This window comes from Nocardia sp. NPDC050175 (assembly GCF_044459885.1).
In the GTDB taxonomy this organism is placed as follows: domain Bacteria; phylum Actinomycetota; class Actinomycetes; order Mycobacteriales; family Mycobacteriaceae; genus Nocardia.
Genome location: NZ_JBITJI010000007.1, coordinates 136,583 through 161,044, shown reverse-complemented (window position 1 = coordinate 161,044; position 24,462 = coordinate 136,583). Strand labels below are relative to the sequence as shown.

The window sequence follows — 24,462 nt, the reverse complement described above, 5'->3', positions numbered from 1 at the left end:
GCCTCCGTGGTCTCGGTGGGTTCGGGCACGCTGGTGGGTGTGCCCGCTGCGCCGCTGTTCTGGCGCGGCGTGGTGAGACCACTGTGGCGCGCACACCGGTAGGTCCACCACCGGTAATAGGCCAGTGGATACGGGAAAGCCGCCAACCTAGCGGTGAGAGCCTGTGCGCTAGCTTCGGACGGCGCGCAGCTCGGCCTGGTAACGGCCGGGGGTCTGGCCGACGACCTCGGTGAAGGCGTCGATAAAGCTCGACGGGTTGGACCAGCCACAGGTGATCGCGCTGTCGGTGACCGACATGCCGTTGGACAGGTGCGCCAGGGCGTGATGGATGCGCAAGGTGGTGCGCCAGCGGTGAAAGCTCATGCCCAACTCGGTGTGGAACAGCCGGCTCAGCGTGCGTTCGCTGGCCCCCGCGAGGCGGCCCAGCTCAGCCAGGGTGGCGGCGTGGCCGGGGTCGTCGTGGAGCAGGTCGGTGACCACACGCAGTCGGCCATCGCCCGGTTCGGGCAGATGCAGGGACTGCTCGGCAGTGTCGGCGAGTTCGTCGATGATCACCGCCAGCAGCCGCTGGTGGGCGCCAGGGCGTGCCTCAGGCTTGTCGGTCAGCGCCAGCAGCGCCTCGCGCAGCAGCGGACTGACCGCGAACACGCTGGGGTGATCGACGAGTTCGCCGCACAACCCGACCGGCACGGTGAGCAGGCGCACATCGGTGTCGCCGTAGAAGCGATGGGAATGGGCGAATCGCGGTGGGGTCCAGGTCACCCGATTGGCCGGGGCAAGCCAGGTCCCGCGCTCGGTCGCGGTGGCCAGCGCGCCGGAGGCGGCGTAGACGAGCTGGCCCTGGGTGTGGGAATGCGGGTCGAGGTGGTAGCCGTGCGGCAACCACCCCGCCCCTTGCAGGACCGCGTCGTCGGGTTCGGAGAGCTCAGGAGAAGGTTGACGGGTTTTCGGCATCGGACGTCAGTTTACCGGTGGTTGGAAGTCGGTGACGGCGTCGATAGTGGGGCCCATGAACCTCGATACCCAGCTGTGGCGCCGAGAACGGTGCCAGCCATGATGTCCCAAGTCCAGCGTCCCCACCAGCGGCGGATGCGGTCGCTGAGCGTGCAGTCCACCCGGCTGATCAGTCCACACTTCATGTCGGTCACCCTCGGCGGCGGCGATGTCGAACACCTCGAGCAGTCCGGGCCCGACCAGTCCGGACGCCTGTTCTTCGCCGACCCGTCCGAGGACGGCGAGGTCTTTCTGCCCGACAGTTCCCGCTGGATCCTTCAGCTCACCCTCGCAGGCGCCGGTAAGCGACGCCCGCGCGTGCGGACGTAATCGATCCGGCGCTTCCACCCGGATTCCTCGGCGTTCGACATCGAGATCTCCCTCGACGAACACGCCGACACCAGCAAGCCCGCGGCGCCGGGCACCGGATGGGCGCTGGGCACGCAACCCGGCACCGAGGTGGCCTTCCTCGACGAGGGGTGCGCCGGCATCTGGTCAACGATCGCCGGATCTCTAAGTCCGACATCACATTCCGTGGCTACTTCAGTCACGGCAGAGCCAGCCTGTGACTGCGAGCCGGTCGGCGACGCGCTCGAGATGAGCAAGCGGGGCGGCAAGGGCTGGGTACAACCAACCGCTGCTCACCCAGCGCACCAGGATTCACCCCGTCTGCTTAGCGTGACTTTTCCTCCCGGATGCTCCTCGACCCCCGTGTAGTAGAGAACTGCCGCACCGTGCACGTAATGAACTGCCTCGCCTGCAACGTCGCCGAGCTGATGGATCAGGCACACATTTCGTGACCGGGTCGCGGTTGATGGAACGGCGCGGCCTCCGGCGGGCTAATGGATGGCAAGTCCCGTTGGCAGCTCACCCGAGCGCCTGCAGCGGCATGGCTCGCATTGGAAATGCTTTGTCGTCCAACCGATCCGAGGTCACTGTGGAACGCTGACCAATGCGTGCCAAGCGCGGCCATGAGCGGATGTTCTTTAGCCGAACGACGAACCCTGCCACAATCCCGACATGACGCACAATCACGAACCGGGCGACTACACCCCCGAACCCGATGGTGTCAGCCCTCACTACCTGCGTGTGCACCCCGATGGTCGCGAAGAGCAGATGCAATGCGAACCAGGATTGGCGGCCTGGCAGATACATCCGGGGGAAGTCATCTGCGCGCGGCCAAGGGGCGTACTCGGGCCAATGCGATCGATCCCATTGACCGCAGTACCTCCCGACGGACCGGGCGGAGATTCGGCCGACGTCCGCGAACCTCGTCGTCCCGTGCCGCCGAGCCCGCACCTGCGTGTGGCCCAGAACATCCCGCCCGACTCCGATCCGATCAGCCTCCCCGGCACCGACCGCTAGCCGGGAACTGTAGAGCGGCTGTGGCCCACCGGGATCTGTCGGCGACACGGCAGGCCGGCGAGATCGGGCTGCTCGCCGCCGGTGCCGCGGGCGTACTCGGCGGCTGGTATCCCGGCTCGTAGCCAGACCAGAATCTCCGTGCCGAGGCGGTTGTTGGCGGGGAGCCACGGCAGCGCCTACCCGCCAAAACCACCTGGCCCCCGCTGCCTGCTCAGCTGACAGCGGCCCCGAACCACTTGGGCAGCTGACCGAGCAGCTCCTGCTGATCTTCACCGACCCACGCCACGTAACCGTCCGGCCGCAGCAACACTGCGGGCGCGTCCAGTTCCTCACTGACATCAACGACATGATCGACCCGATCCGCCCAGCCCGCCACCGAAAGCCGCCCGGTCTGATCGAGCAGTAGTCCGCGACCTTCGTGCATCAACTCGAACAGCCGCCCCCGCTTCAACCCGACATCCCGCAACCGCCGACCCAGCAGTTCATGCCCCTCGCCGAAGTCGTAGCCGACCCCGACTCCGATGATCATCTCGGTCAAGTACCGGCTCACGACGCCGAAGTCCATCAGTTTCGCCACCAGCCTGCGCGCCGCCTGCGGGCCGGGCTCGAGCGACGTCAACTCCATCTGCGCGCGCGTGTTGTCCAGCACGTCGGCGGCCACCGGGTGTCGTTCGGCTTGGTAGCTGTCGAGCAGACCTTCCGGTGCCCAGCCGTCGATCTCGGCGGCCAGTTTCCAGCCGAGGTTGAACGAGTCCTGGATGCCGAGGTTGAGGCCCTGCCCACCCATCGGCGGATGGATATGCGCCGCGTCGCCGGCCAGCAGCACCCGGCCGACCCGGTAGCGCTCGGCCTGCCGGGTGGCGTCACCGAAACGGGACAGCCAGTGCGGCGAGTGCACGCCGAAATCAGTGCCTGCGGTCGCCAGCATCTGCTGCTTCAACTCGTCCAAAGTCGGTGGGACAGTGCGGTCTTCGGCCACCACCGCAGCAGGCGCGACGACCCGGAACACCCCGCCTCCCAGCGGCATCGCACCGAACCGCAACTGAGTCTTGCGGACCTCCGCGTTCACGGCAGTGATCGTCTCCATCGACGCGGTCAACTCCACCTCGCCGAGCAGCGTATCGACCCTGGTGGGCTCGCCAGGGAAGTCGACCCCGAGCAGCTTGCGCACCGTGCTGCGCCCACCGTCGCAGCCGACGAGATAGCGCGAGCGCAGCTGCGAGCCGTCGGCCAGCTCGGCGGTCACCCCGTGCTCGTTCTGACTCAGCCCGACCAGTTCGCTGCCGCGCCGGATCTCGACACCGAGTTCGGTGGCGTGCTCGGCTAGCAGGCGATCGGTAGTGGGCTGCGGGATGCTCAGGACATACGGATGCGAGGTGTCCAGCGGCTCGGGGATGGGCTTGCTGATGCCTGCGAAGAAACCATTGAGCGGATGCTGCGTGCCGAGCGCGAGGAACCGGTCCAGCAGGCCACGCTGATCCATGATCTCGATGGTGCGCGCGTGCATGCCCAGCGCCCGGACGATCTTGGTCGGCTCCGCATCCTTCTCCAGCACGAGAGCCTGCACGCCGCGCAGCCGCAACTCGCCGGCCAGCATCAAGCCGGTCGGTCCGCCGCCGACGATGATCACGTCAATCAAGAAAGCACTCCATTCAACAGATTTCCGCAGGTACTGGCTTCGGCGGACCATTGTGCGGCACGACCGGGGTCTTGCGGCAAGGCCCCGGGTGCGATATATGTTGAGGGGGACAAGGAGTGGGTTCACCTCCTTGTCCTTGTTTATTTCTCGTCCGCCGTCAGCGGGCACCCTTCCGCTGCACCGCGCTCGCCCAGCGCGCATCCGAAGCAATTCCACTGTCAGCCGATGAGTTTCAGACGCAGGCACCGTCGACAGTCATGAGCACCTAGCACGATCCTCAGAGGAGTACTCATGACCCAGACCTCGTCCGTCACCGCACACACCCTCGACGTCCCCGGCGCCCACCTGTATTACGAGGTCCGCGGCAGCGGCCCGCTGATCGCGATGGTCGGCGCCCCGATGAACGCCGCGGCCTTCGCACCGGCGGCCGATCTGCTCGCCACCGACCACACCGTGCTCACCATGGATCCGCGCGGACACCAGAGCAGCGTGCTCGACGACCCCGAACAGGACTCCACGCCGGAACTGCGGGCCGACGACCTGGCCCGGATACTCACCCACCTCGACGCAGGTCCAGCCGTGGTCCTCGGTTCCAGCGGCGGCGCGGTCACCACACTTGCCCTGGTCCAGGCCCACCCGGAACTCGTAAGCACGGCGATCGCGCACGAACCCCCGCTGAACCTCCTGCTCGACAACCGCGACGAATTGCGTATCCAGACAACCGATCTCGTCGCCACCTACGCCGGCGGCGACCGAATCGGTGCCTGGCGGAAGTTCATGGCCAACGCCAACATCCAGATGCCCGAGCCGGTATTCCAGCAGATGTTCGGCGGCGATCCCGCTCCGGCAGACCTGGCCAGCGAACGCTTCTGGTACCTGCACGAGATCGAGGGAACCGGTTGGTGGCAGCCGGATCTCGCGGCGCTGCGCGCGACACCGGTCCGGGTGGTGGCCGGCATCGGCGCCACCTCGACGAACCAGTTCTGCGACCACACGACGCGCGCGCTGGCCGCCGAACTCGGCATCGAACCCACTCTGTTCCCGGGCGGTCACACCGGATTCGTCGAGGACCCGGCCACTTTCGTCACTCGGCTGCGTGAAGTGCTCAGTTGATTCGTCGGCGCGCGGTCATGCCCAGGCCGCGCGCCGCGCACAGGTGACGTCCTGGACGGCGGCGCTGCCCTCGCCCACCGTCCAGGACGTACACCGGGCGGCCTGATGAGGGTCGAGGCCGCCCGGCGTCACCGCCCACGTGGTCCGGCACGAGGGCACTGACGAATCAGGTGAGCCCTCTGATGAATTCGGCCAGGTACTGACCGCTGTAGTCGGGCTTACCGTTGTTCTGTACCGCGGCCGCGCCGATCGTGTCGATATGCGTGTAGCCCGGCAGGGTTTCCACCTGTGCGGTGGCTCCCGTAGGCACCCAGGTGCCGACACCGTACTGCACAACGCTGTCGCCCGCGTAGGCGATGAAGTTCGGCTTGGTGCGACTCATGTTGTGGTAGCGCAGGTTAACCATGTCACCGCTGCGCGCTCCGGTCATTCCCGCACCGAGATCGATGATCATGCGCAACGGAAAGTAGGTCTCCCAGTACGCCGTTGGCGCGCCGGTGCCCAATTGACGGGCCACCTCGTGGATGTCGGAGGTTTCCCGGTTCGGTGCGGTCCACGGCACCCCGACGACGTCGTTGTAGTTGCGCCAGGTGTAGAGCGCGTTCCGGTCGGTCGGCGCGACGCGTGTCTGCGGGCCCGCACTGATCCGCAGGTAGTTACCCAACACCGGAATCTGGGTTGCCCCACCACCATTCGGGAACGTCTTCTCCGCCACCGGGCCACCGGAGAGGGCCCCGACACCCTGCTGCAGCAGCGCGAAATTGCCGGAGTTGTTGTCGATGAACGTGCCGAGCAGTGCCGCGTTGGTGAACCGGTAGTCGCGAATAGTGCCCTCACCGTCCCCGCCGCCGGTCGCCACCGCCGCCCAACTCTGGCCGAACATGGTGGTGAGCGTCGCCTCGACCTCGGGATCATGCAGATGAGCGAGCAACTGGCTCTCCTCATCCGGGGCGAGATGCGCGGCGAGCCCGGCGAGCCGGTAGAGCAGCATCGCCTTGGTGCCGATCACCGGAACGGGACCGAGCGTGCGCATCGGCAGCACACCGCTGTCGAAACCGGCCTTCAACACGTTGTTCGTCGGACCCATGAGCGCGTCGGTGATGTCGTGGAAGAACGGCGTGTTCTGAATGGCGGCCGGATCCGAGGAGACCATCGAGTCCTGCGCGGCGAACGCGGCGCACTGGTTGTAGCCCGCGTCCGCCTGAGTGGCCGGGTTGCCGTCGAAATCCCAGTCCGAGAAGAACCCGGTGACCATCCCACCCATCGAAATACCGGTGCAGACGTATTTGCGTTGCCGCTCGGCCTGATCCGGGATCTCGTGCAGCATGATCTCGTACTGGTCGCGGATCACCCGCTCCACGCCGATCGAATCGAGAATCGGCAGGTCCTGTGAGCTCTTGAAGCCGGGGAAGGTGCGCCCGTCGATGGGCTTGCCGTTGAAGTAGTAGTCGACCGCGTCCAGGTAGTTCCCGGTCTGTAAGGCGTAGTCGAAGCCCGCTGTCTCATCCAAGCAGGCACCGCGGCGCGCCAGCGACCAGAACTCGATGTTGCGACCCAGGGTCTTCGCCGAGCGCACGGTGTTGCCCGCGACGCCCTCGGAATTGACTGCGCCTCCGGCCAATCCCTGCTGCTGCACCACTACCGCGTCGGCGTCGCGCGAGTTCTCCGGGCCGCCGACCGGCCGATACCGCAGATAACCGGTGCGATCGCACGCCTCCGGATGCGCGGGGGCGTTGGCTGGCAACGGCAGCCGAAAGCTGACGTAGGAGATCGCGATTCCGTCGCGCGTCGCCACCGGCTGCTCCTGCCGATCCGTCGCCACCGACGTGGGCGGTTCGTCGGCCGCCGTCGCCAGACCCGGCGGGACAAGACCGGCGGCAACCACCGTCAGCACCACCGTTGCCGCCCAACCATTTCGGCGCTCAACGCGCCGCCTCCGCTGTGGTACCGACCGTCCGAGACGCAACGCTGCATTTCTCACGGTGAGTGACGTTGCCATGCATATCGGGCCACGTCACTGGGAGATTTGTCAGGAGTTGACCAGATAGTTCATGCAGTTCGCCAAGATCGTCGCGATCTGATTCCGCTGAGCGTCGACCCGGCTCAGACGGTTGAGGCATCAGTGCAGCCAATGGGATTCGATCAGCGCAGACACCGCCGGAGCTACCTGGCGACGGTAGCGGGATATCCAGATCGAAACAGGCTGATTCGGGAAATCGACGCCGTCGCACCCGCGTACCGAGCGGCGAAAGGGGCATAGCGGCGGGTTCTCCCTGCTGTCCCGTTCGGCGCCAAGTCGCCCCGGCGCGCCGGGACACTGCGGAGGAGTCTCCCGAATCGCGCGCTCGGATACAGTCGCCCCATGTTCCGCGTATGGGTGTTCGCGCTGGTTACTGCGGTGACGACGACGTGGGTTGCGGTTCCTGCCGAGGTTGCGGCGGAGGAGCCCGGCGGGCGTGAGGTGATCGCGCAGATGTTCGGCTGGAATTGGCGATCGATCGGACGGGAATGTCAGTCGACGCTCGGCAGGCTGGGGTACGGCGCCGTGCAGACCTCGCCGCCGGAGGAGCATTCACTCTTGCCGGAGAAGGGGTTTCCGTGGTGGCAGAGCTACTCCGCGGTGTCGCACAAGCTGGAGAGTCGATTCGGTACGCGTGATGAGCTGGCGTCGATGGTTCGCAGCTGCCATGACGCCGGGGTGCAGGTCTATATCGACGCGGTGATCAACAACATGTCCGCGACAACCGGGTGCGGCATCGGCAGTGGGGGCACGCCGTACTGCCACTACTGGTATCCGGCAGTGCCGTACAGCGAACGCGACTTCCACCATTGCGGGACACCCAATGACGCCGTCACGGACCTGCATGACCGTGCCCAGGTGTTCAACTGCCAGTCGTTCAACGGAGCAGACGTGGCGACCGAGGACGACTCCGTCCGGGACCGGATCGCCGCCTACCTCAACGACTTGCTCTCGATCGGCGTCGACGGATTCCGCGTCGACTCGGCCAAATACATTCCGCCCGACGACCTCGCGGCCATCGAACAGCGCCTGACCCGACCGGCATACGTCTACCAGGAAGTCATCTACGGCTGGCAGGAAGCCGTCCAACCCGAGGAGTACCTCGCGACCGGCGCGGTCATGGACCTCCGCTACGCCGGAACCTTGAGCCAGATCTTCCGCCAGGGACGACTCGCCTGGCTCCGCACCTTCAGCTCCGCTCTGCCATCGGACAAGACCGTCGTCTTCGTGGCCAACCACGACACCGAACACAACGGCTCCACCATGACCTACGCCGACGGCGACCGCTACACCCTGGCCAACGCGTTCATGCTCGCCTGGCCCTACGGGCGCCCAAAAGTGCTCAGCGGCTATGCCTTCAGCTCCTACGACGAGCCGCCCCCCTCCGATCCGCTCGGCCGCGCCATGGACAGCACTTGCGGAGACGGCCACTGGTTGTGCGAACACGCCTGGCCGGGCATCGGTGGGATGGTCGCTTTCCACCAGCAGGTCCAAGGTCAGCCGGTGGTCGACTGGTCCGACAACGGTGGCAACCGGATCGCATTCGGCCGCGGCAACGAGGGATACCTCGTCATCAACGGTGAGGACTTCCCGGACACCGAAGGTGCCTTCCACACCTCACTTCCCGCGGGCCGCTACTGCGATGTCATGCACGGCACGGTCCAGGCCGGAGCCTGCACAGGCCCAACCTACGAGATCGACAGTGCCGGCGTACTGCACGCTGATGTCGCCGCGCAGTCCGGACTCGCACTCCACACCGGTGCCACCGTCGCCGGATAACCCTCGGCACCGACTTGGCCGAAGTAAGGCGGATTCCGCACCACCCCACGATTCAAGAGTGGGCCGCCTATATCGGGTCGACGATCGTCAGGTCGCGATGGCAAGCTAACCGCATGGTGATCACAGAATGAGCAGAGGCGTGCTGGTGACGGGGGCTTCCCGGGGGATCGGGCGGGCAATCGCCCTGGCGTTCGCGGAGATCGGCGATCGAGTGGCGGTCCACTATGCGTCGAGTCGCGACGATGGTGAAGAGACGTTGCGCGGGCTGCCGGGCGAAGGACACGTGCTCGTCAGCGGGAACATCGGATCCGCGGACGCTGTCGCCGGAATCGTCGACGCGGCGATCGAAGGACTCGGCACGATCGACGTTCTGGTCAATAATGCCGCAGTCAACATCGCGCACCCGGTGGTGGACACCGACTACGCCGACTGGCAAGAAGCCTGGCGAAAGACCATGGACGTCAACGTCTTCGGGACCGCCAACATGTCCTACTGCGTCGCCCGGCACATGATCGACAAGGGCATCGCGGGCCGAATCGTGAACATCGGCTCGCGCGGCGCATTCCGCGGCGAACCCGAATACGCGGGCTACGGCGCAAGCAAAGCCGCAGTGCACGCACTGGGCCAATCGCTCGCAGTCGAACTGGCACCCCACGGCATCGCCGTCGCCTCCGTCGCACCCGGCTTCGTCGCCACCGACCGAGTCGCCCACCGCGTCACCGACGACGTCCGCGCCCAAAGCCCGTTCGGCCGCGTCGCCGCCCCCGAGGAAATCGCCTCCGCCGTCCGCTATCTCGCCTCACCCGAAGCAACCTGGACCTCCGGCTCCGTCCTGAACGTCAACGGCGCCTCCTACCTCCACTGACGCCGCCCAACCAGCAAGACCTGTTCAAGATCACGGGGAACTGGTGCTGTTGGCCTCCCGAGATGCCGACACCAGTTCCCCCTGATCTTGGTCGCCGCTACCCATTGCTGATGGTGTGCAGCCCTAGGGCTTTCGGGGGGCTCGGGCCCATGCGCGGACCGTGGGTGGGGCGTAGAACCATCGCTGCTCGTCCGCCAACTCGGACTGGGCGGTGGCAATGACCTCGGGCGAGACGCCGAGCGCTGCCAAGGTTTCGTGGACCTGCGCCCAGGTGAGGTTCCACATGCGTGCCATCGGCGAACCGCCGCGAAACACCGGGATCTGCGCATCGGCTTGGACGTCGACGAGCCCAAGCGCCTCGAGATGCACAGGTAAGTTCCGGGCCCAGGCTTGGTCTGCCCCCGCGGTCTCGGTCGACCGCGCGAAGGCTCGCCAGACCTCGCCGAATGCGCCCGGCATTTCATTGAGGACGCCGAGGCCGTCACCCTCCTCGAGCAAAAGAACGCCGCCCGGCGCCAGCGCACGCGTCAGTCGCGCCAAGACAATGTCGCGTTGGGCAATGTGCAGCAGTACGAATCGTGTGTGGATGAAATCGTATGCGCCTTCGGGGAGTTCGTCGGTGACGAGGTCGATCCGGGCTACTTCGCCGCCACGGTCGGGCAGGTCCGTCAGGTGGCGTGGGTCGGCGTCCACCGCGAGCACTCGACCACCCGGCAAGGCGGCATCGCAGAGCCATCGCGCGAACGACCCACCGCCGGCCCCGGCTTCCAGACACCGCCATCCCGCACCGACGCCCAGTCGCTGAGCGAGCGCGATGCTTTCGGGGTCGTAGGCCGCGCCGAGCAGGGCAAGGCGTTCGTCGGCGAAATCCCATTCGTTGGGCAGCGTGTAGTGCGGATCCCGTGGTGCGGAGGTTGGCGAAAACCCGGTCATGACAAGACGCTAAGCCGAGCGATCCGGGCTGAAGTAGGGATCAGGTCGTTTCACGAGGCCAAGTGACCGAATACACAACGACGTGCGTGCCCCGAGGCAACCTGAAGCTCCGTCCTGAACGTCAACGGCGCGCCTCCTACGTCCTCTGACGAGACCGTTGGTGGCCGCGCACGTTCTCGTCCACTGCGCACCGAACTGCTGGCGATATGGTGCGCGGCGGCACAATTCGCGCGCGGCGGCACCCTCGACGCGATTCGGCAGGGCCATGAATATCGGTTGTTCGTATGACAGGAGGCAAGCGGTACGCCGCCTACGATTACTGGCTATAACGTCCTGAATTCGAGGTGAGCCTGCGGGTAGCTGTCGAACAGGTAGTCGCTCGTAGGAGGCTTATATGGGTAATAAAAGATTGTCTGCGGTGCTGAAGATTCTCGGGGTCACGTTTGTGCTGGGAGCTGCTTTCGTCAGTAGTTCGGCGACGGCTCAGGCGGATTGGCGTCTGGCGCCGGTGAAGGTAGGTGGTGCCACTGTGCGCGACTGCTACCACCCTGTTCAGTGGCCGTCCACTGCGTGTCATTCGGTCGGATATCTGCCCGAGGGCTCGACAGTCCATATCGTCTGCCAGCGGGTGGGGCAAGCCGTTTACGGGGCGTCCGGCATGACCGAGATCTGGGATTACGTTGTAGCGGACGCGGCCAATGCGCACCCCAAGATGGAGGGGCTCGTGTCCGACTCGAATATCTTCACCGGTGCCAACGGCATAGTTACTGAAATCTGCCGATAACTCTGGACGATCCCGTAGCGTCCGCCGAATTTCCAGCGGATCTGCCGTAGCTCCGAAAAGAAGACCCGCTAACGGATTACACCAAATCCGTTGGCGGGTCTTGTTTCATGTCAGGCTGCCGGAAAAGCCGTACACCGTTTGTATAACCCGCTCACCCCGTATCGCGGGTGTGCGGCTTATACAAACGGTGTACGGCTGGAGGAACTACTTCAGCGGACGAAGGTCGATGCTCGGTCTGCCAGGTCGAGGACGATCTGGGGGAAGATGCCGAGGATCAACGTGGCTCCGGCGCCGAAGGTTACGACGGTGGTGGTGAGGAAGGGGGAGACGACGAGGGGAGCGTCGGCGGGTGGGTCGGTGAAGAACATCAGGACGATGACTCGGATGTAGAAGAAGGCGGCGATGGCGCTGCAGATGACGCCGACGATCACCAGGTAGCTGGCGTCGCCGGAGGCGGCGGCTTCGAAAACGGCGAACTTGCTGACGAATCCGCTGGTCAGGGGGAGACCGGCGAAGGAGAGCAGGAACAGGGCGAAGACGCTGGCGAGCCAGGGGGAGCGGCGGCCGAGGCCTGCCCATTGGGACAGGGCGCTGACTTCCTCGCCGGAGGCGTCACGGACCAGGCTGACGACGGCGAACGCGCCGACGGTGCCGACGCCGTAGGCGACGAGGTAGAACAGGATCGCCGAAACACCCTTGTTGTTGGCGGCGATCAGGCCGGTGAGGATGAATCCGGCATGCGCGACAGAGGAGTACGCGAGCATCCGCTTGACGTCGGTCTGGGTGATCGCCATGACCGCGCCGACCGCCATGGTGGCGATGGCGATGGCGGCGAGCACCGGCCGCCAGTCGTCGCGCAGCCCGGGCACCGCGACCTGCAGCACGCGCAACAACGCACCGACTGCCGCGATCTTGGTCGCGGCCGCCATGAACGCCGTAACCGGTGTCGGCGCACCCTGATACACATCGGGCACCCACGACTGGAACGGCACCGTGCCGATCTTGAACAGCAGCCCGACCGCGAGCAGCGCCACCCCGAGCAGCGCGAGCATCGCGTTATCCGGATGCAGCGCAATGGCATCGGCGATCCCGGCCAGCTTGACCGTGCCCGCCTGCCCGTACAGCAACGCGACACCGTAGAGGAAGAACGCCGACGAGAACGCGCCGAGCAGGAAGTACTTCAGCGCCGCTTCCTGCGACAGCAGCCGCTTGCGCCGAGCGAGCCCGCACAGCAGATACAGCGGCAGCGACAGCACCTCGAGCGCGACGAACATGGTGAGCAGATCGTTCGACGCCGGGAACAGCAGCAACCCGCCGACCGCGAGCAACGTCAACGGGAACACCTCGGTCGTCGCGATCCCCGCCTTCAACGCGGTCCGCTCCATCGCGCTACCCGGCACCGAAGACGCTTGCGGCGTAAATGCATCCACCCCGCGCCCGAGTGTCGCCGCGGCCACACTCCAGGTCCCGGGACCGCTGCGCGCCTCGACGCGCGGCTCGGCCCCGCGCTCACCCATGAACAGCACACCGAGGATCGACACGACCAGGATGGTGCCCTGCAGGAACAACGTGACGCCGTCAACAGCAACCGCACCGCCGATAGCGGTGGCGTTGGTCCCGGCCAGCAGTATCACTGCGACCAACGCGCCGACCAACCCGACAACGCTGAGCAGCAACTGCGCGCCGAACCGGAACCGCCGCCCCATGAACGCTTCCACCAACACACTGATCACCGCGACACCGAACACGATGAGCATCGGCGAAAGATGCCCATATTCGATGTCCGGCGCCGGAATCGCCGCGGCGAGGGTTGTTCCGTAGTCCAAGGAAGTCACTTAGGCCGTCCTCGAGAAGGAGATCACCGCGGCGAGCAGCCCCGCGACGATGAGAGCGATGGCGACGCGAACACTGGTGCGACTCATTTGTGGACACCTCCGGGATGATCGGCCTTACCGGCCTCGGGCAGCGCGGGCACCGCCGGTGCCGGGTCGTGCTTGCCGATGGTGGTCAACGTCTGGCTCACCGCGGGATTGATGAAGTTCAGGATCGGTTTCGGATACACGCCGAGGAACAGCAGCGCCGCGATCAACGGCACCACCACCGCGAGTTCGCGGGGCACCAGGTCGTAGATGCGCTCGTTGCCGTCCTTGACCGGTCCGGTCATCATCCGCTGGTACATCCACAGGATGTACAGCGCCGCAAGCACCAGCGCACCGGTCGCGATGACCGCCGCGACCTGGTAGCGGGCGAAGGTGCCGACCAGCACCAAGAATTCGCTGACGAACGGCGCGAGCCCGGGCAGCGACAGTGTCGCCAGGCCGGAGATGAAGAAGGTGCCCGCCAGGATCGGCGCCACCTTCTGCACGCCGCCGAAGTCGGCGATGAGCCTGGTGCCGCGGCGCGACACCAGGAAGCCCGCGATCAGGAACAGTGCGGCGGTGGAGATGCCGTGGTTGACCATGTACAGCGTCGCGCCGGTCTGTCCCTGGCTGGTCATCGCGAAGATGCCGAGGATGATGAACCCGAAGTGCGAGATCGAGGTGTAGGCGATCAGCCGCATCACGTCGGTCTGCCCGATGGCCAGCAGCGCGCCGTAGATGATGCCGATCACCGCGAGGGTGATCACCAGTGGCGCATAGGTACTCGACGCGTCCGGGAACAGCATCAGGCAGTAGCGCAGCATGCCGAAGGTGCCGACCTTGTCGACCACCGCCATCATCAGCACCGCACTCGACGGTGTCGCGGCGACGGCGGCGTCGGGCAGCCAGGTGTGCAGCGGCCACAGCGGCGCCTTCACCGCGAACGCGAACATGAACCCGAGGAACAGCGCGTTGAGCACCGCGGGTGCCGCGCCGAGCTGCCCGGAGTTGGCCGCGGCGACCACCGTGCGGAAGTCGAAGGTGCCCGTCGAACCCGCACCGAGCCCGTCGCGCGCGGTGACCACATACAACCCGATCACCGCGGCCAGCATGATCAGCCCGCCGAACAGGTTGTACAGCAGGAACTTCACCGCCGCCCGCGACCGCTGCTGCCGCAATTCGAGATTCGCCGACCGCGGCCCGAACCCGCCGATGAGGAAGTACATCGGAATCAACATGGCTTCGAAGAACACGTAGAACAGCAGAATGTCGAGCGAGACAAAGGAAATCAGCACCATCGCCTCGACCAGCAGCGTCAGCGCGACGTAGGTGTGCGACACCCGCCGCCCGCTGCCGACCTCACGCTCGTCGTGCCAGCCCGCCAGAATCAGCAACGGCACCAGCACCGTGGTGAGCAACACCAGCACCAGCGCGATCCCGTCGACCCCGACGGTGTAACCGGCACCGAACGCCGGAATCCACTCGTGGTCCTCGACGAACTGATACTGCGCCCCACCGGGTTCGAAGCGCACCGCCAGCACAATGGCGAACACCAGCACCGCCGCCGACACCGCCAACGCCAAGCTCCGCGCGAGAACTCGTTGCGAGGCAGGCAGCACGAGCACGATGACCGCGCCGATCGCCGGCGCCAACCACAACGTGGTCAACCAGGGAAAGTCGGTCACGACCACAACCTCACTGCCAGCAGGGCGGCGGCCACGAGGGCCGCGCCGGTGAACATGGACAGGGCGTAAGAGCGCACGAAACCGGTTTGGACTCGGCGGATTCGACCGGAGAGGCCACCGATCAGGGCGGCGGTTCCGTTGACGATGCCGTCGATGCCTCGGTTGTCGAGGAAGACCAGCGCGCGGGTCAGGTAGCTGCCCGGTCGCATGAAGGCCGCCTCGTTGAGCGCGTCACCGTAGAGGTCCTTGCCGGCCGCGATGGTCAACGCGGACACGGCTTCCGGTGCGGTCTCCGGGATTTCGCGCTGCGCGTACTGGTAGTAGGCGAACCCGACACCGATGGCGACCACCACCAGCGCAAGCGCTGTGACGACACCCGCGGGCACGGTTTCTTCACCGTGATGCGCGCCGACCACCGGCTCGAGCCAGTTCTGCAGCGAGGAACCGAACGCGAACAACGCACCCGCCGCGACCGATCCGATGGCCAGCAGAATCATCGGCCCGGTCATCACCGCGGGAGATTCGTGCGGATGCGTGTCCGGCTTCCAGCGTCGCTCACCGAAGAACGTCAGGAACATCACCCGCGTCATGTAGAACGCGGTGAGCCCCGCGCCGAGCAACGTCACCGTGCCCAACGTCAAACCGCTTGCGCCGCCCTGGTTGAACGCCACCTCGATGATCTTGTCCTTGGAGAAGAACCCGGCGAACGGCGGCACCCCGATGATCGCGAGATACCCGAGCCCGAAGGTGACGTAGGTGATCGGCAGCAGCTTGCGCAGTCCGCCGTAGCGGCGCATGTCGGTCTCGTCGTTCATCGCGTGCATCACCGAACCTGCTCCGAGGAACAGCCCGGCCTTGAAGAACCCGTGGGTGAGCAGATGCATGATGGCGAAGGCGTATCCGGCCGGGCCGAGGCCCGCGGCGAGCACCATGTAACCGATCTGGCTCATGGTCGACGCGGCGAGCGCCTTCTTGATGTCGTCCTTCGCGCAACCCACGATGGCACCGAAAAGCAGTGTCACCGCACCGACCAGAACAACACCCAGTCGAGCATCGGGTGCCAGATCGAAGATCGGCCCGGACCGCGCGATCAGATACACACCCGCGGTCACCATGGTGGCCGCGTGGATGAGCGCCGACACCGGCGTCGGGCCTTCCATCGCGTCCCCGAGCCAGGACTGCAGCGGCACCTGCGCGGACTTACCGCACGCGGCGAGCAACAGCAGCAACCCGATCGCGGTGAGCGTTCCTTCCCCGGCTTGCGGCGCACCCGCGAACACGTCGGTGAAGTTGATCGACCCGAACGTCGAGAACATGACGAACATGGCGATCGCCAGCCCCATGTCGCCGACCCGGTTGACCACGAACGCTTTCTTGGCCGCGGTCGCCGCGGTCGGCTTGTGGTACCAGAACCCGATCAGCAGGTAGGACGCCAAACCGACGCCCTCCCAACCGAGGTAGAGCACCAGGTAGTTGTTCGCCAGCACCAGCAGCAGCATGGCCGCGAGGAACAGGTTCAGGTAGGCGAAGAATCGCCGCCGTCCCGGATCGTGGCTCATGTAGCCGATGGAATAGATGTGGATCAGCGAGCCGACACCGGTGATCAGCAGCGCGAAACACATCGACAGCTGGTCCAATTGGAGGCTGAAGTCGGCCTGCAGGCCGGCGACCGGCACCCAGCTGAACAGGTCGGTGTGGATGCCGCGCTGCGCGTTGTCGCGCCCGAGCATGTCGAAGAACCCGATCCCGGCCACCACGAAGGCCGCCAAGGCCATCACGGTGCCGAGCAGGTGGCCCCACTTGTCGCTGAAACGACCGGTGAGCAGAAGGATTACAGCGCCTGCGAGAGGCAGGGCGGGCAGCAGCCAGAGCGTCGCCGTCTCCATCTCAGAACTTCAACAGGTTGGCGTCGTCGACCGAGGTCGAGCGGCGGGCACGGAAGATGGTCATGATGATGGCAAGGCCGACAACGACTTCGGCCGCGGCGACCACCATGGTGAAGAACGCGAACACCTGGCCGTCCAGGTTGGAGTGCAGCCTGGCGAAGGTGACGAAGGCCAGGTTCGCCGCGTTGAGCATCAGCTCGATGCACATGAACACCACGATGGCGTTGCGCCGCAACAGCACTCCGGCCGCGCCGATGGTGAACAGCAAGGCGGACAGGAACAGGTAGTTCTGGGGATTCACCGGTTGCCTTCCTCGTCGCTCTGGGTCTCGGTCGCGACCGCGCCGACGGGCGCCGGATCCTCCGCCGCGACCGAGATAACGGCCGCTTCGGTGAGCGCCCGGGTGCGGCGGTGCCGCAGAATGGTGCTGACCGACAGTTCCTCGAAGGACCCGTCGGGCAGCCTGGCCGGAATGTCGACCGCGTTGTGCCTGGCGTAGACGCCGGGCGTCGGCAGCGGGGTGGCGCGATGGCCTGCCTCGCGGAACCGGCGCACCGACATTTCCCGCTGGCCGATCTTCGGCCCGAACTGCTCGCGGTGCGCGAGCACCATCGCGCCGATGGTGGCGGTGATGAGCAGCGCGCCGGTGAGCTCGAACGCCCACACGTAGCGGACGAAGATCAGCTCGGCGAGTTCGCCGATCACGTCGCGTCCGGCGAAGCCGGTGGCCGGGAAGGCGATTCCGGATTCACGGATGCCGCGGGCGATGCCGCTGATCAGCAGCAGGCCGAACCCGAGGCCGACCGCGGCCGCCGCGAGTTGCTGCCCGCGCAGGTTTTCCTTGAGCGATTCGGTGGAGTCGACACCGACCAGCATGAGCACGAACAGGAACAGCATCATGACCGCGCCGGTGTAGACGACGATCTGCACCACGCCGAGGAACAGCGCGTCCTGGGCCATGTAGAACACGGCGAGCACGATCATGGTGGCGGCCAGGCAGATCGCGGAATGCACGGCCTTGCGGGCGAACACCATGCCGAGCGCGCCGACCACGGCCAGCGGCGCGAGCACCCAGAAGTCCACCGCCTCGCCGGTGGAGGTCCGGGTGAGTGGCTCGGCGGCGAGAATGAATTCGTTCACCGCGACCCTCCTTCCACGCCCGCCACGACGGGCTCTTTCGGACTGTCCGGCGCGGCGTTTCCGTTGCTGCCGTTGGGTTCCTGGATGCTGCCCAGCACGTTGCCGAGGTAGTAGTCGCCCTCGTCGGTGCCCGGCTGCATGGCGTGCGGTGGTGCGGTCATGCCCGGCTGCAGCGGCGCGAGCAGCCGGTCCTTCTCGTAGATCAGACCGGCGCGGTTGTCGTCGGTCATCTCGTAGTCGTTGGTCATGGTCAGCGCCCGGGTCGGGCAGGCCTCGATGCACAGGCCGCAGCCGATGCAGCGCAGGTAGTTGATCTGATAGACCTGCCCGTACCGCTCACCGGGCGAAAAGCGTTCGGTCTCGGTGTTGTCCGCGCCTTCGACGAAGATGGCGTCGGCGGGGCAGGCCCAGGCGCACAGCTCGCAGCCGATGCACTTCTCCAGACCGTCCGGGTGCCGGTTGAGCTGATGACGCCCGTGATAGCGCGGCGCGGTCGGCACCTTCTGTTCCGGATAGAACTCGGTGTTCGGCTTCTTGAACATGGTCGCCGCGGTGACCAGAAACCCGGCCAGCGGATCGAACAGCCCCGACTTGGCGACCTCGCGGGGATGTTCGGGCAGCGGCGGTGTCGGGAAACCGAGGAACACCGCCGTATCCGCGGTCGCCGCCGCGGGTTCCGGCTCGGCCGGTGGCGCGGCGCCACCGCGACGTCCGGCCCGCAGGAAGGTGCCGATCAGCAGGACCGAGATCACCAGGCCGCCGATGACGAGCGCCGGGGTCTGCACGTGATAGCCCTCGGCCTGCAGTATCCGAGCGCCGCCGACCAGCATCACCCACAGCAGCGAGGTCGGGATCAGCAGCTTCCAGCCGAGGTTCATGAACTGGTCGTAACGCAGCCGAGGCAGCGTGCCACGCAACCAGATGAACACGAACAGGAAACCCCACACCTTGGCGGTGAACCACAGCACCGGCCACCAGCCGGTGTTGGCGCCTGCCCACAGGCTCAACGGCCACGGCGCGTGCCAGCCACCGAGGAACAGGGTGGTGGCGAGCGCGGAAACCGTTGCCATGTTGATGTATTCGGCCATCATGAACATGGCGAACTTGAGCGAGGAGTACTCGGTGTGGAAGCCGCCGACCAGCTCGCCCTCGGCCTCGGGCAGGTCGAACGGTGCCCGGTTGGTCTCACCGACCATGGAGACGCAGTAGATGAGGAACGAGGGCAGCAGCAGGAAGACGTACCAGGTGTCGTGCTGCGCGGCCACGATGCCCGAGGTGGACATGGTGCCGCCGAGCAGGAACACGGTGGCGAAGCACAGCGCCATCGCGATCTCGTAGGAGATCACCTGCGCGGTCGAGCGCAGCCCGCCGAGCAGCGGATAGGTCGAACCCGACGACCAGCCGGCGAGCACGATGCCGTACACGCCGATCGAGGTGATCGCGAGGATGTAGAGCACCGCTACCGGCATATCGGTGAGCTGCAGCGCGGTGTGGTGACCGAAGACGGAAACCTCTGGGCCGAACGGGATCACCGCGAACGCCATCACGGCCGGGATCAGCGAGATGATCGGCGCCATGATGAAGATCGGCTTGTCCACGATGGCCGGGACGATGTCTTCCTTGAGTGCCATCTTGACGCCGTCGGCGATGCTCTGCAGCATGCCGAACGGGCCGATCCGGTTCGGGCCGATGCGCATCTGCATGCGCGCCACGATCTTTCGCTCCGCGACCACCGCGATCATCGGGATGAGCAGCAGGAAGATGAAGATGGCGACGGACTTCCCGATCACCAACCACAGGGGATCGTGGCCGAACAAACTGAGGTCACTCATGCCTGTGCTCCTTCATCCTCTCGTCGGCCCGCCGCAACTGCACGATGCCGCCGGGCTGGGTGGCCAACTGTTCGGCGATCGAGCTGCCCGGTGAGTGCTGCGGCAGCCAGACCACCCGGTCGGGCAGGTCGGTGATGACCAGCGGCAGCGTGACGGTGCCGTGGTCGCTGGCGACGGTCACCAGATCGTGTGTCACGGCGCCGATTTCGGCGGCGGTCGCGGGCGACAGCCGGGCGACCGGGGTGCGGGCGATGCCTGCCAGGTTGGGTTCGCCGTCCTGCAGGCGGCCCAGGTCGAGCAGCATCCGCCAGCTGGCCAGCACCGCGGTGCCGGGTCCGGGCTGGGTCAGCGGATGTGGGCGGTGTGCGGGCGCCGCGACGGCCGCGCCGTCCCAGGCGCCGAGTTCGGCGAGTTCGGCGCGGGCCGCGTCGGTGTCGGGCAGGCCGAGGCGCACCTTCATCTCGTCGGCGATCGCTTGCAGCACACGCTGATCCGACAGCGGGGCGGACTGGCGGCGCACCATGTCGTCGCCCATCGCGGCGGCGAACGGACGCGGCCTGCCCTCCCAGTTGCGGAAGGTGCCGGACTTCTCCATGGCGGTGGCGACCGGGAACACGACGTCGGCGCGGTCGGTGACCGCGCTGTGCCGCTGTTCCAGGCTGACGACGAATCGTGCGGCATCGATGGCCGCCAGCGCACCGCTCGGGTCAGGCAGGTCGGCGACGTCGACGCCACCGATCACCAGCGCACCGAGACCGGGCGCGGCGTCCAGGATGGCGGCGGTATCGCGACCGGCCATGACGGGCAGGTCCGGCACATTCCACACGGCCCGAACCTGTTGGCGGGCAAGCGGATCGGCCACCGGACGACCGCCGGGCAGCAGACCCGGCAACGCACCGGCCTCGACCGCACCGCGTTCACCCGCGCGACGCGGCACCCACGCCAGTGCGGCACCGGTCTCGTCGGCCAGCCTTACGGCAGCGGACAGCGCGCCGGGAATGCCGGCCATCCGCTCGCCGACCATGATCACCGCGCCGGGTTCGCGCAGCAGTCGTGCCACATCGGCGATCTGCGTGGGATCGGCTCCCGCAGTGGAGGTTTCGCCGGTACGCACCGCGTCGAGCAGGTGCGGTTCGGCACCGGGCATCGCCTGCATCAGCTTGCCCGACATCCGATCCAGACCGCGCGAGGAGTACGGCGCCATCGAGTAGATCGGCAGGCGACGCTTGCGTGCGGCCTTGCGCAGCCGCAGATAGACGATCGGCGACTCTTCCTCCGGCTCGAAGCCGACGAGCAGCACGATCGGCGCGGACTCCAGGTTGTCGTAGCTGACCGTCATGCCCTGGCCCGCCACGCGTGCGGCGAGGAAGTCGGCCTCTTCGGCCGAGTGCGCCCGCGCCCGGAAGTCGACATCGTTGGTGCCCAACGCGATTCGCGCGAACTTGGCGTAGGCGTAGGAGTCCTCTTCGGTGACTCGGCCGCCGACGAGGACACCCGCGCTGCCGAACGCGGCAGCCAAACCCTCCGCGGCCGCGGCGAGTGCCTCGGACCACGAGGCCGGTGCGAGGTTGCCGTCCCACCCGCGCACCAGCGGTGTGGTGAGCCGGTCGCGTTCGGTCGCGTAAGCGAACGCCCAGCGGCCCTTGTCGCAGTTCCATTCCTCGTTGACCTGCGGGTCGTCCCCGGCCAACCGGCGAAGCACCTTGCCGCGACGGTGATCGGTGCGCTGCGCGCAACCGGAAGCGCAGTGCTCACACACATTCGGGCTCGACACCAGGTCGAACGGGCGAGCACGGAACCGGTAGCTGGTGCCGGTCAGCGCGCCGACCGGACACACCTGCACGGTATTGCCGGAGAAGTAGGAATCCAGCGGTTCGGCCTGCGCGGTGCCGACCTGTTGCAGCGCACCACGTTCCAGCAGTTCGATGAACGGGTCACCGGCGACCTGCTGGGAGAACCGGGTGCAGCGCGCGCACAGCACGCAGCGTTCCCGATCCAGCAGCACCGCGGTGGACAGCGGAATCGGCTTGGGATAGGTGCGCTTCTCGCCCTCGAACCGGGTTTCGACGCGACCGGTGGACATCGCCTGATTCTGCAGCGGGCACTCACCGCCCTTGTCGCACACCGGGCAGTCGAGCGGGTGGTTGATGAGCAGCAGCTCCATCACACCCTCTTGCGCCTTGTCGGCGACCGGCGAGGTGAGCTGGGTGCGCACCACCATGCCGTCGGTGACGGTCATGGTGCAGGAGGCGACCGGCTTGCGCTGGCCCTCGACCTCGACGATGCACTGACGGCACGCGCCGACCGGGTCGAGCAGCGGGTGATCGCAGAAGCGCGGGATCTGGATGCCGATGAGCTCGGCGGCCCGGATCACCAGGGTGCCCGCGGGCACGCTGACCGTGGTGTCATCGATGGTGACGGACACCAGGTCAGCCGGGACAACCCCGCTGGTATTCGCATTCACAGTGGCGGTCATCGCACTCCTTCCGTGTGTGCTGCGGCCTGATCGCGCGAATGCGGCACGGCCCCAACACCGTTCGACCACGCGGTGGACCGAGCCGGATCGAACGGGCAGCCGCCGCCGGTGACGTGCTCGACGTACTCGTCGCGGAAGTACTTCAGTGACGAGATGATCGGGCTGGCCGCGCCGTCGCCGAGCGCGCAGAACGACTTGCCGTTGATCGTGTCGCTGATGTCGAGCAGCTTGTCCAGATCGGATTCGGTGCCCCGGCCGGACTCGATCCGTTGCAGCAGTTGGACCAGCCAGTACGTGCCTTCGCGGCACGGGGTGCATTTGCCACAGGACTCGTGCATGTAGAACTCGGTCCAGCGCAGCACCGCGCGCACCACGCAGGTGGTGTCGTCGAAGATCTGTAAAGCCTTGGTGCCCAACATGGATCCGGCTGTCGCGACACCCTCGTAGTCGAGCGGCACGTCGAGGTGGGCGTCGGTGAACAGCGGTGTGGAGGAACCACCCGGCGTCCAGAACTTCACCGTGTGCCCGGTGCGCACGCCACCGGCATAGCCGAGCAGTTCACGCAGGGTGACCCCGAGCGGTGCCTCGTACTGGCCGGGCCGGTGCACATGCCCCGACAGCGAGTAGAGGGTGAACCCGGGTGACTTCTCGCTACCCATCGACCGGAACCACGCGGTGCCGTTGAGCAGGATCGCCGGCACGCTGGCAATGGATTCCACGTTGTTCACCACGGTCGGGCAGGCGTAGAGACCCGCGATGGCCGGGAACGGCGGACGCAGTCGCGGCTGACCGCGACGTCCTTCCAGCGAATCGAGCAGCGCGGTTTCCTCACCACAGATGTAGGCACCCGCTCCGGCGTGCACGATGAGTTCGAGGTCGTAACCGGAGCCGAGGATATTGCGGCCCAGGAACCCCGCCTCGTAGGCCTGCGCGACCGCGGCCTGCAGTCGGCGCAGTACCGGCACCACTTCACCGCGCACGTAGATGAACGCGTGCGCGGCGCGGATGGCGTAGGAGCCGATGACGATGCCCTCGATCAGGGCGTGCGGGCTCGACAGCATCAACGGAATGTCTTTGCACGTACCGGGTTCCGACTCGTCGGCGTTGACCACCATGTAGTGCGGCTTCATCACGCCGTCGGGTCCGGCGCCCTGCGGGATGAAGCTCCACTTCATGCCGGTCGGGAAGCCCGCGCCGCCACGGCCGCGCAGTCCGGCGTCCTTCACGGTCTGGATGACCTGATCCGGCTCCATCGCCAGCGCCTTGCGCAGCGCCTGGTAGCCGTCGTGGCGGCGGTAGGTGTCCATCGTCCACGACTTCGGGTCATCCCAGTACCTGCTGAGTACAGGGGTCAGCGTCATTTAGGCGCCCTCCGAATCCTGTTGCGGCCCAGGAGCGTTCATGTTCTGCTCGCGCGCGACGTGCAGCCCGGCCAGGGTGGCCTCGCCCGCCGCGTGATCGAGGACGCCGGGTCGCTCGTCGGGGAAACCGGCCAGGATGCGCGCGGTCTCCTTGAACGTGCACAGCGGCGCGCCACGAGACGGCGTCACCTGCTGACCCGCGCGCAGCGAATCCACCAGGGCCTGCGCCGATTCCGGGGTCTGGTTGTCGAAGAACTCCCAGTTGACCATGATCACCGGCGCGAAATCGCAGGCCGCGTTGCACTCGACATGCTCGAGGGTGATCTTGCCGTCCGCGGTGGTCTCGCCGTGGCCCACGCCAAGATGCCGTTCCAGCGCAGCGAGAATGGCGTCGCCACCCATCACCGCGCAGAGCGTGTTGGTGCACACGCCGACGTGGTAGTCGCCGGTCGGGGTGCGCCGGTACATCGAGTAGAACGTGGCCACCGCGGTGACCTCGGCACCGGTCAAACCCAGCTGGTCGGCACAGAAGTCGATGCCGGTACCGGTGACACAGCCCTCTTCGGCCTGCACCAGATGCAACAGCGGCAACAGCGCCGACCGCGGCTCCGGGTAGCGGCCGATGATCTCCTTGGCGTCCAGTTCGAGCCGCTCACGGATGAACGGCTGGAACGGTTCTGGGCGAGTGCTGAGCTTCAGCATGATCTCGGGCCCACCCGCCACCCGGCCACC

The 24,462-nt window shown here is 66.6% G+C and carries 19 protein-coding genes and 1 pseudogene; 6 read left to right on the top strand and 14 right to left on the bottom strand.

Annotation, left to right across the window (positions count from 1 at the left end):
- Nucleotides 1-168: 168 nt before the first annotated feature.
- The gene (locus tag ACIBK2_RS24720; protein ID WP_396970210.1) at nt 169-954 is read right to left on the bottom strand and encodes an AraC family transcriptional regulator; all 786 of its coding nucleotides are present in this window, start codon (nt 952-954) and stop codon (nt 169-171) included.
- A 99-nt stretch (nt 955-1,053) separates the two neighbouring features.
- Between ACIBK2_RS24720 and ACIBK2_RS24715 the strand changes: the two genes are divergently transcribed.
- Nucleotides 1,054-1,323 (top strand): siderophore-interacting protein, encoded by a 270-nt coding sequence (locus ACIBK2_RS24715; protein ID WP_396970208.1) that lies wholly within the window; start codon nt 1,054-1,056, stop codon nt 1,321-1,323.
- Between the two features lie 690 nt (nt 1,324-2,013).
- A complete protein-coding gene (locus tag ACIBK2_RS24710) occupies nt 2,014-2,358 on the top strand; it encodes a hypothetical protein (RefSeq protein ID WP_396970206.1) in 345 nt (114 codons plus the stop codon).
- A 211-nt stretch (nt 2,359-2,569) separates the two neighbouring features.
- Here the strand turns inward: ACIBK2_RS24710 and rox are convergent, their stop codons facing one another.
- Nucleotides 2,570-3,997, bottom strand: a complete 1,428-nt coding sequence (rox, locus tag ACIBK2_RS24705; protein WP_396970204.1) for a rifampin monooxygenase — start codon at nt 3,995-3,997, stop codon at nt 2,570-2,572.
- Between the two features lie 291 nt (nt 3,998-4,288).
- On the opposite strand from rox, the gene ACIBK2_RS24700 reads away from it, so the two are divergent.
- Entirely contained in the window at nt 4,289-5,110 is an 822-nt protein-coding gene (locus ACIBK2_RS24700) for an alpha/beta fold hydrolase (RefSeq protein ID WP_396970202.1), read from the top strand.
- Nucleotides 5,111-5,276: 166 nt separating this feature from the next.
- On the opposite strand, the gene ACIBK2_RS24695 is transcribed toward ACIBK2_RS24700, so the two are convergent.
- Nucleotides 5,277-7,007, bottom strand: a complete 1,731-nt coding sequence (locus ACIBK2_RS24695) for a hypothetical protein (RefSeq protein ID WP_396970200.1) — start codon at nt 7,005-7,007, stop codon at nt 5,277-5,279.
- A 465-nt stretch (nt 7,008-7,472) separates the two neighbouring features.
- Here ACIBK2_RS24695 and ACIBK2_RS24690 point away from each other — a divergent pair, with 465 nt between their 5' ends.
- Together ACIBK2_RS24690 and ACIBK2_RS24685 are read left to right on the top strand one after the other, a co-directional pair.
- On the top strand, nt 7,473-8,909 hold the full coding sequence (locus ACIBK2_RS24690) for an alpha-amylase family protein (RefSeq protein ID WP_396970199.1): 1,437 nt from the start codon (nt 7,473-7,475) through the stop codon (nt 8,907-8,909).
- Between the two features lie 127 nt (nt 8,910-9,036).
- Nucleotides 9,037-9,774 carry an SDR family NAD(P)-dependent oxidoreductase gene (locus ACIBK2_RS24685; protein WP_396970197.1) on the top strand — a complete coding sequence of 246 codons (738 nt, stop codon included), beginning with the start codon at nt 9,037-9,039 and terminating at the stop codon, nt 9,772-9,774.
- 123 nt (nt 9,775-9,897) lie between these two features.
- Here the strand turns inward: ACIBK2_RS24685 and ACIBK2_RS24680 are convergent, their stop codons facing one another.
- A complete protein-coding gene (locus ACIBK2_RS24680) occupies nt 9,898-10,707 on the bottom strand; it encodes a class I SAM-dependent methyltransferase (protein WP_396970196.1) in 810 nt (269 codons plus the stop codon).
- A gap of 394 nt (nt 10,708-11,101) precedes the next feature.
- On the opposite strand from ACIBK2_RS24680, the gene ACIBK2_RS24675 reads away from it, so the two are divergent.
- Nucleotides 11,102-11,491 carry a hypothetical protein gene (locus tag ACIBK2_RS24675; RefSeq protein WP_396970194.1) on the top strand — a complete coding sequence of 130 codons (390 nt, stop codon included), beginning with the start codon at nt 11,102-11,104 and terminating at the stop codon, nt 11,489-11,491.
- A gap of 209 nt (nt 11,492-11,700) precedes the next feature.
- On the opposite strand, the gene nuoN is transcribed toward ACIBK2_RS24675, so the two are convergent.
- The 10 genes and pseudogenes from nuoN to nuoE all read right to left on the bottom strand — a co-directional run bounded on the left by nuoN (nt 11,701) and on the right by nuoE (nt 24,432).
- Nucleotides 11,701-13,326, bottom strand: a complete 1,626-nt coding sequence (gene nuoN / locus ACIBK2_RS24670; protein WP_396970192.1) for an NADH-quinone oxidoreductase subunit NuoN — start codon at nt 13,324-13,326, stop codon at nt 11,701-11,703.
- An 83-nt stretch (nt 13,327-13,409) separates the two neighbouring features.
- On the bottom strand, nt 13,410-15,035 hold the full coding sequence (locus ACIBK2_RS24665) for an NADH-quinone oxidoreductase subunit M (RefSeq protein WP_396970190.1): 1,626 nt from the start codon (nt 15,033-15,035) through the stop codon (nt 13,410-13,412).
- Complete coding sequence (gene nuoL / locus ACIBK2_RS24660; RefSeq protein WP_396970188.1) at nt 15,032-16,921, bottom strand: NADH-quinone oxidoreductase subunit L; 1,890 nt, start codon at nt 16,919-16,921, stop codon at nt 15,032-15,034. Before nuoL ends, ACIBK2_RS24665 begins: the two co-directional genes overlap by 4 nt.
- Before the next feature lies 1 nt (nt 16,922).
- Nucleotides 16,923-17,222 carry an NADH-quinone oxidoreductase subunit NuoK gene (gene nuoK / locus ACIBK2_RS24655; protein WP_396970186.1) on the bottom strand — a complete coding sequence of 100 codons (300 nt, stop codon included), beginning with the start codon at nt 17,220-17,222 and terminating at the stop codon, nt 16,923-16,925.
- The gene (locus ACIBK2_RS24650) at nt 17,219-18,061 is read right to left on the bottom strand and encodes an NADH-quinone oxidoreductase subunit J (protein ID WP_396970184.1); all 843 of its coding nucleotides are present in this window, start codon (nt 18,059-18,061) and stop codon (nt 17,219-17,221) included. Before ACIBK2_RS24650 ends, nuoK begins: the two co-directional genes overlap by 4 nt.
- A complete protein-coding gene (nuoI, locus tag ACIBK2_RS24645) occupies nt 18,058-18,681 on the bottom strand; it encodes an NADH-quinone oxidoreductase subunit NuoI (protein ID WP_396970803.1) in 624 nt (207 codons plus the stop codon). Before nuoI ends, ACIBK2_RS24650 begins: the two co-directional genes overlap by 4 nt.
- Nucleotides 18,664-19,893: pseudogene (gene nuoH, locus ACIBK2_RS24640) on the bottom strand (NADH-quinone oxidoreductase subunit NuoH); the annotation flags it as partial. The pseudogene nuoH and the gene nuoI, both read right to left, overlap by 18 nt.
- Complete coding sequence (locus tag ACIBK2_RS24635) at nt 19,886-22,369, bottom strand: NADH-quinone oxidoreductase subunit G (RefSeq protein ID WP_396970182.1); 2,484 nt, start codon at nt 22,367-22,369, stop codon at nt 19,886-19,888. The gene ACIBK2_RS24635 and the pseudogene nuoH, both read right to left, overlap by 8 nt.
- Nucleotides 22,366-23,730 (bottom strand): NADH-quinone oxidoreductase subunit NuoF, encoded by a 1,365-nt coding sequence (gene nuoF / locus ACIBK2_RS24630; RefSeq protein WP_396970180.1) that lies wholly within the window; start codon nt 23,728-23,730, stop codon nt 22,366-22,368. Before nuoF ends, ACIBK2_RS24635 begins: the two co-directional genes overlap by 4 nt.
- The gene (gene nuoE / locus ACIBK2_RS24625; RefSeq protein WP_357389030.1) at nt 23,731-24,432 is read right to left on the bottom strand and encodes an NADH-quinone oxidoreductase subunit NuoE; all 702 of its coding nucleotides are present in this window, start codon (nt 24,430-24,432) and stop codon (nt 23,731-23,733) included. It abuts the gene before it with no gap.
- Between the last annotated feature and the right edge of the window lie 30 nt (nt 24,433-24,462).

Bases quoted from the DNA above. Each gene is read 5' to 3' on its own strand.
- ACIBK2_RS24685 (WP_396970197.1), top strand. From the start codon at position 9,037: ATGAGCAGAGGCGTGCTGGTGACGGGGGCTTCCCGGGGGATCGGGCGG.
- ACIBK2_RS24680 (WP_396970196.1), bottom strand. From the start codon at position 10,707: ATGACCGGGTTTTCGCCAACCTCCGCACCACGGGATCCGCACTACACG.
- ACIBK2_RS24690 (WP_396970199.1), top strand. From the start codon at position 7,473: ATGTTCCGCGTATGGGTGTTCGCGCTGGTTACTGCGGTGACGACGACG.
- ACIBK2_RS24675 (WP_396970194.1), top strand. From the start codon at position 11,102: ATGGGTAATAAAAGATTGTCTGCGGTGCTGAAGATTCTCGGGGTCACG.
- ACIBK2_RS24710 (WP_396970206.1), top strand. From the start codon at position 2,014: ATGACGCACAATCACGAACCGGGCGACTACACCCCCGAACCCGATGGT.
- nuoE (WP_357389030.1), bottom strand. From the start codon at position 24,432: ATGCTGAAGCTCAGCACTCGCCCAGAACCGTTCCAGCCGTTCATCCGT.
- ACIBK2_RS24715 (WP_396970208.1), top strand. From the start codon at position 1,054: ATGATGTCCCAAGTCCAGCGTCCCCACCAGCGGCGGATGCGGTCGCTG.
- nuoL (WP_396970188.1), bottom strand. From the start codon at position 16,921: ATGGAGACGGCGACGCTCTGGCTGCTGCCCGCCCTGCCTCTCGCAGGC.
- nuoF (WP_396970180.1), bottom strand. From the start codon at position 23,730: ATGACGCTGACCCCTGTACTCAGCAGGTACTGGGATGACCCGAAGTCG.
- ACIBK2_RS24720 (WP_396970210.1), bottom strand. From the start codon at position 954: ATGCCGAAAACCCGTCAACCTTCTCCTGAGCTCTCCGAACCCGACGAC.
- ACIBK2_RS24635 (WP_396970182.1), bottom strand. From the start codon at position 22,369: ATGACCGCCACTGTGAATGCGAATACCAGCGGGGTTGTCCCGGCTGAC.
- ACIBK2_RS24700 (WP_396970202.1), top strand. From the start codon at position 4,289: ATGACCCAGACCTCGTCCGTCACCGCACACACCCTCGACGTCCCCGGC.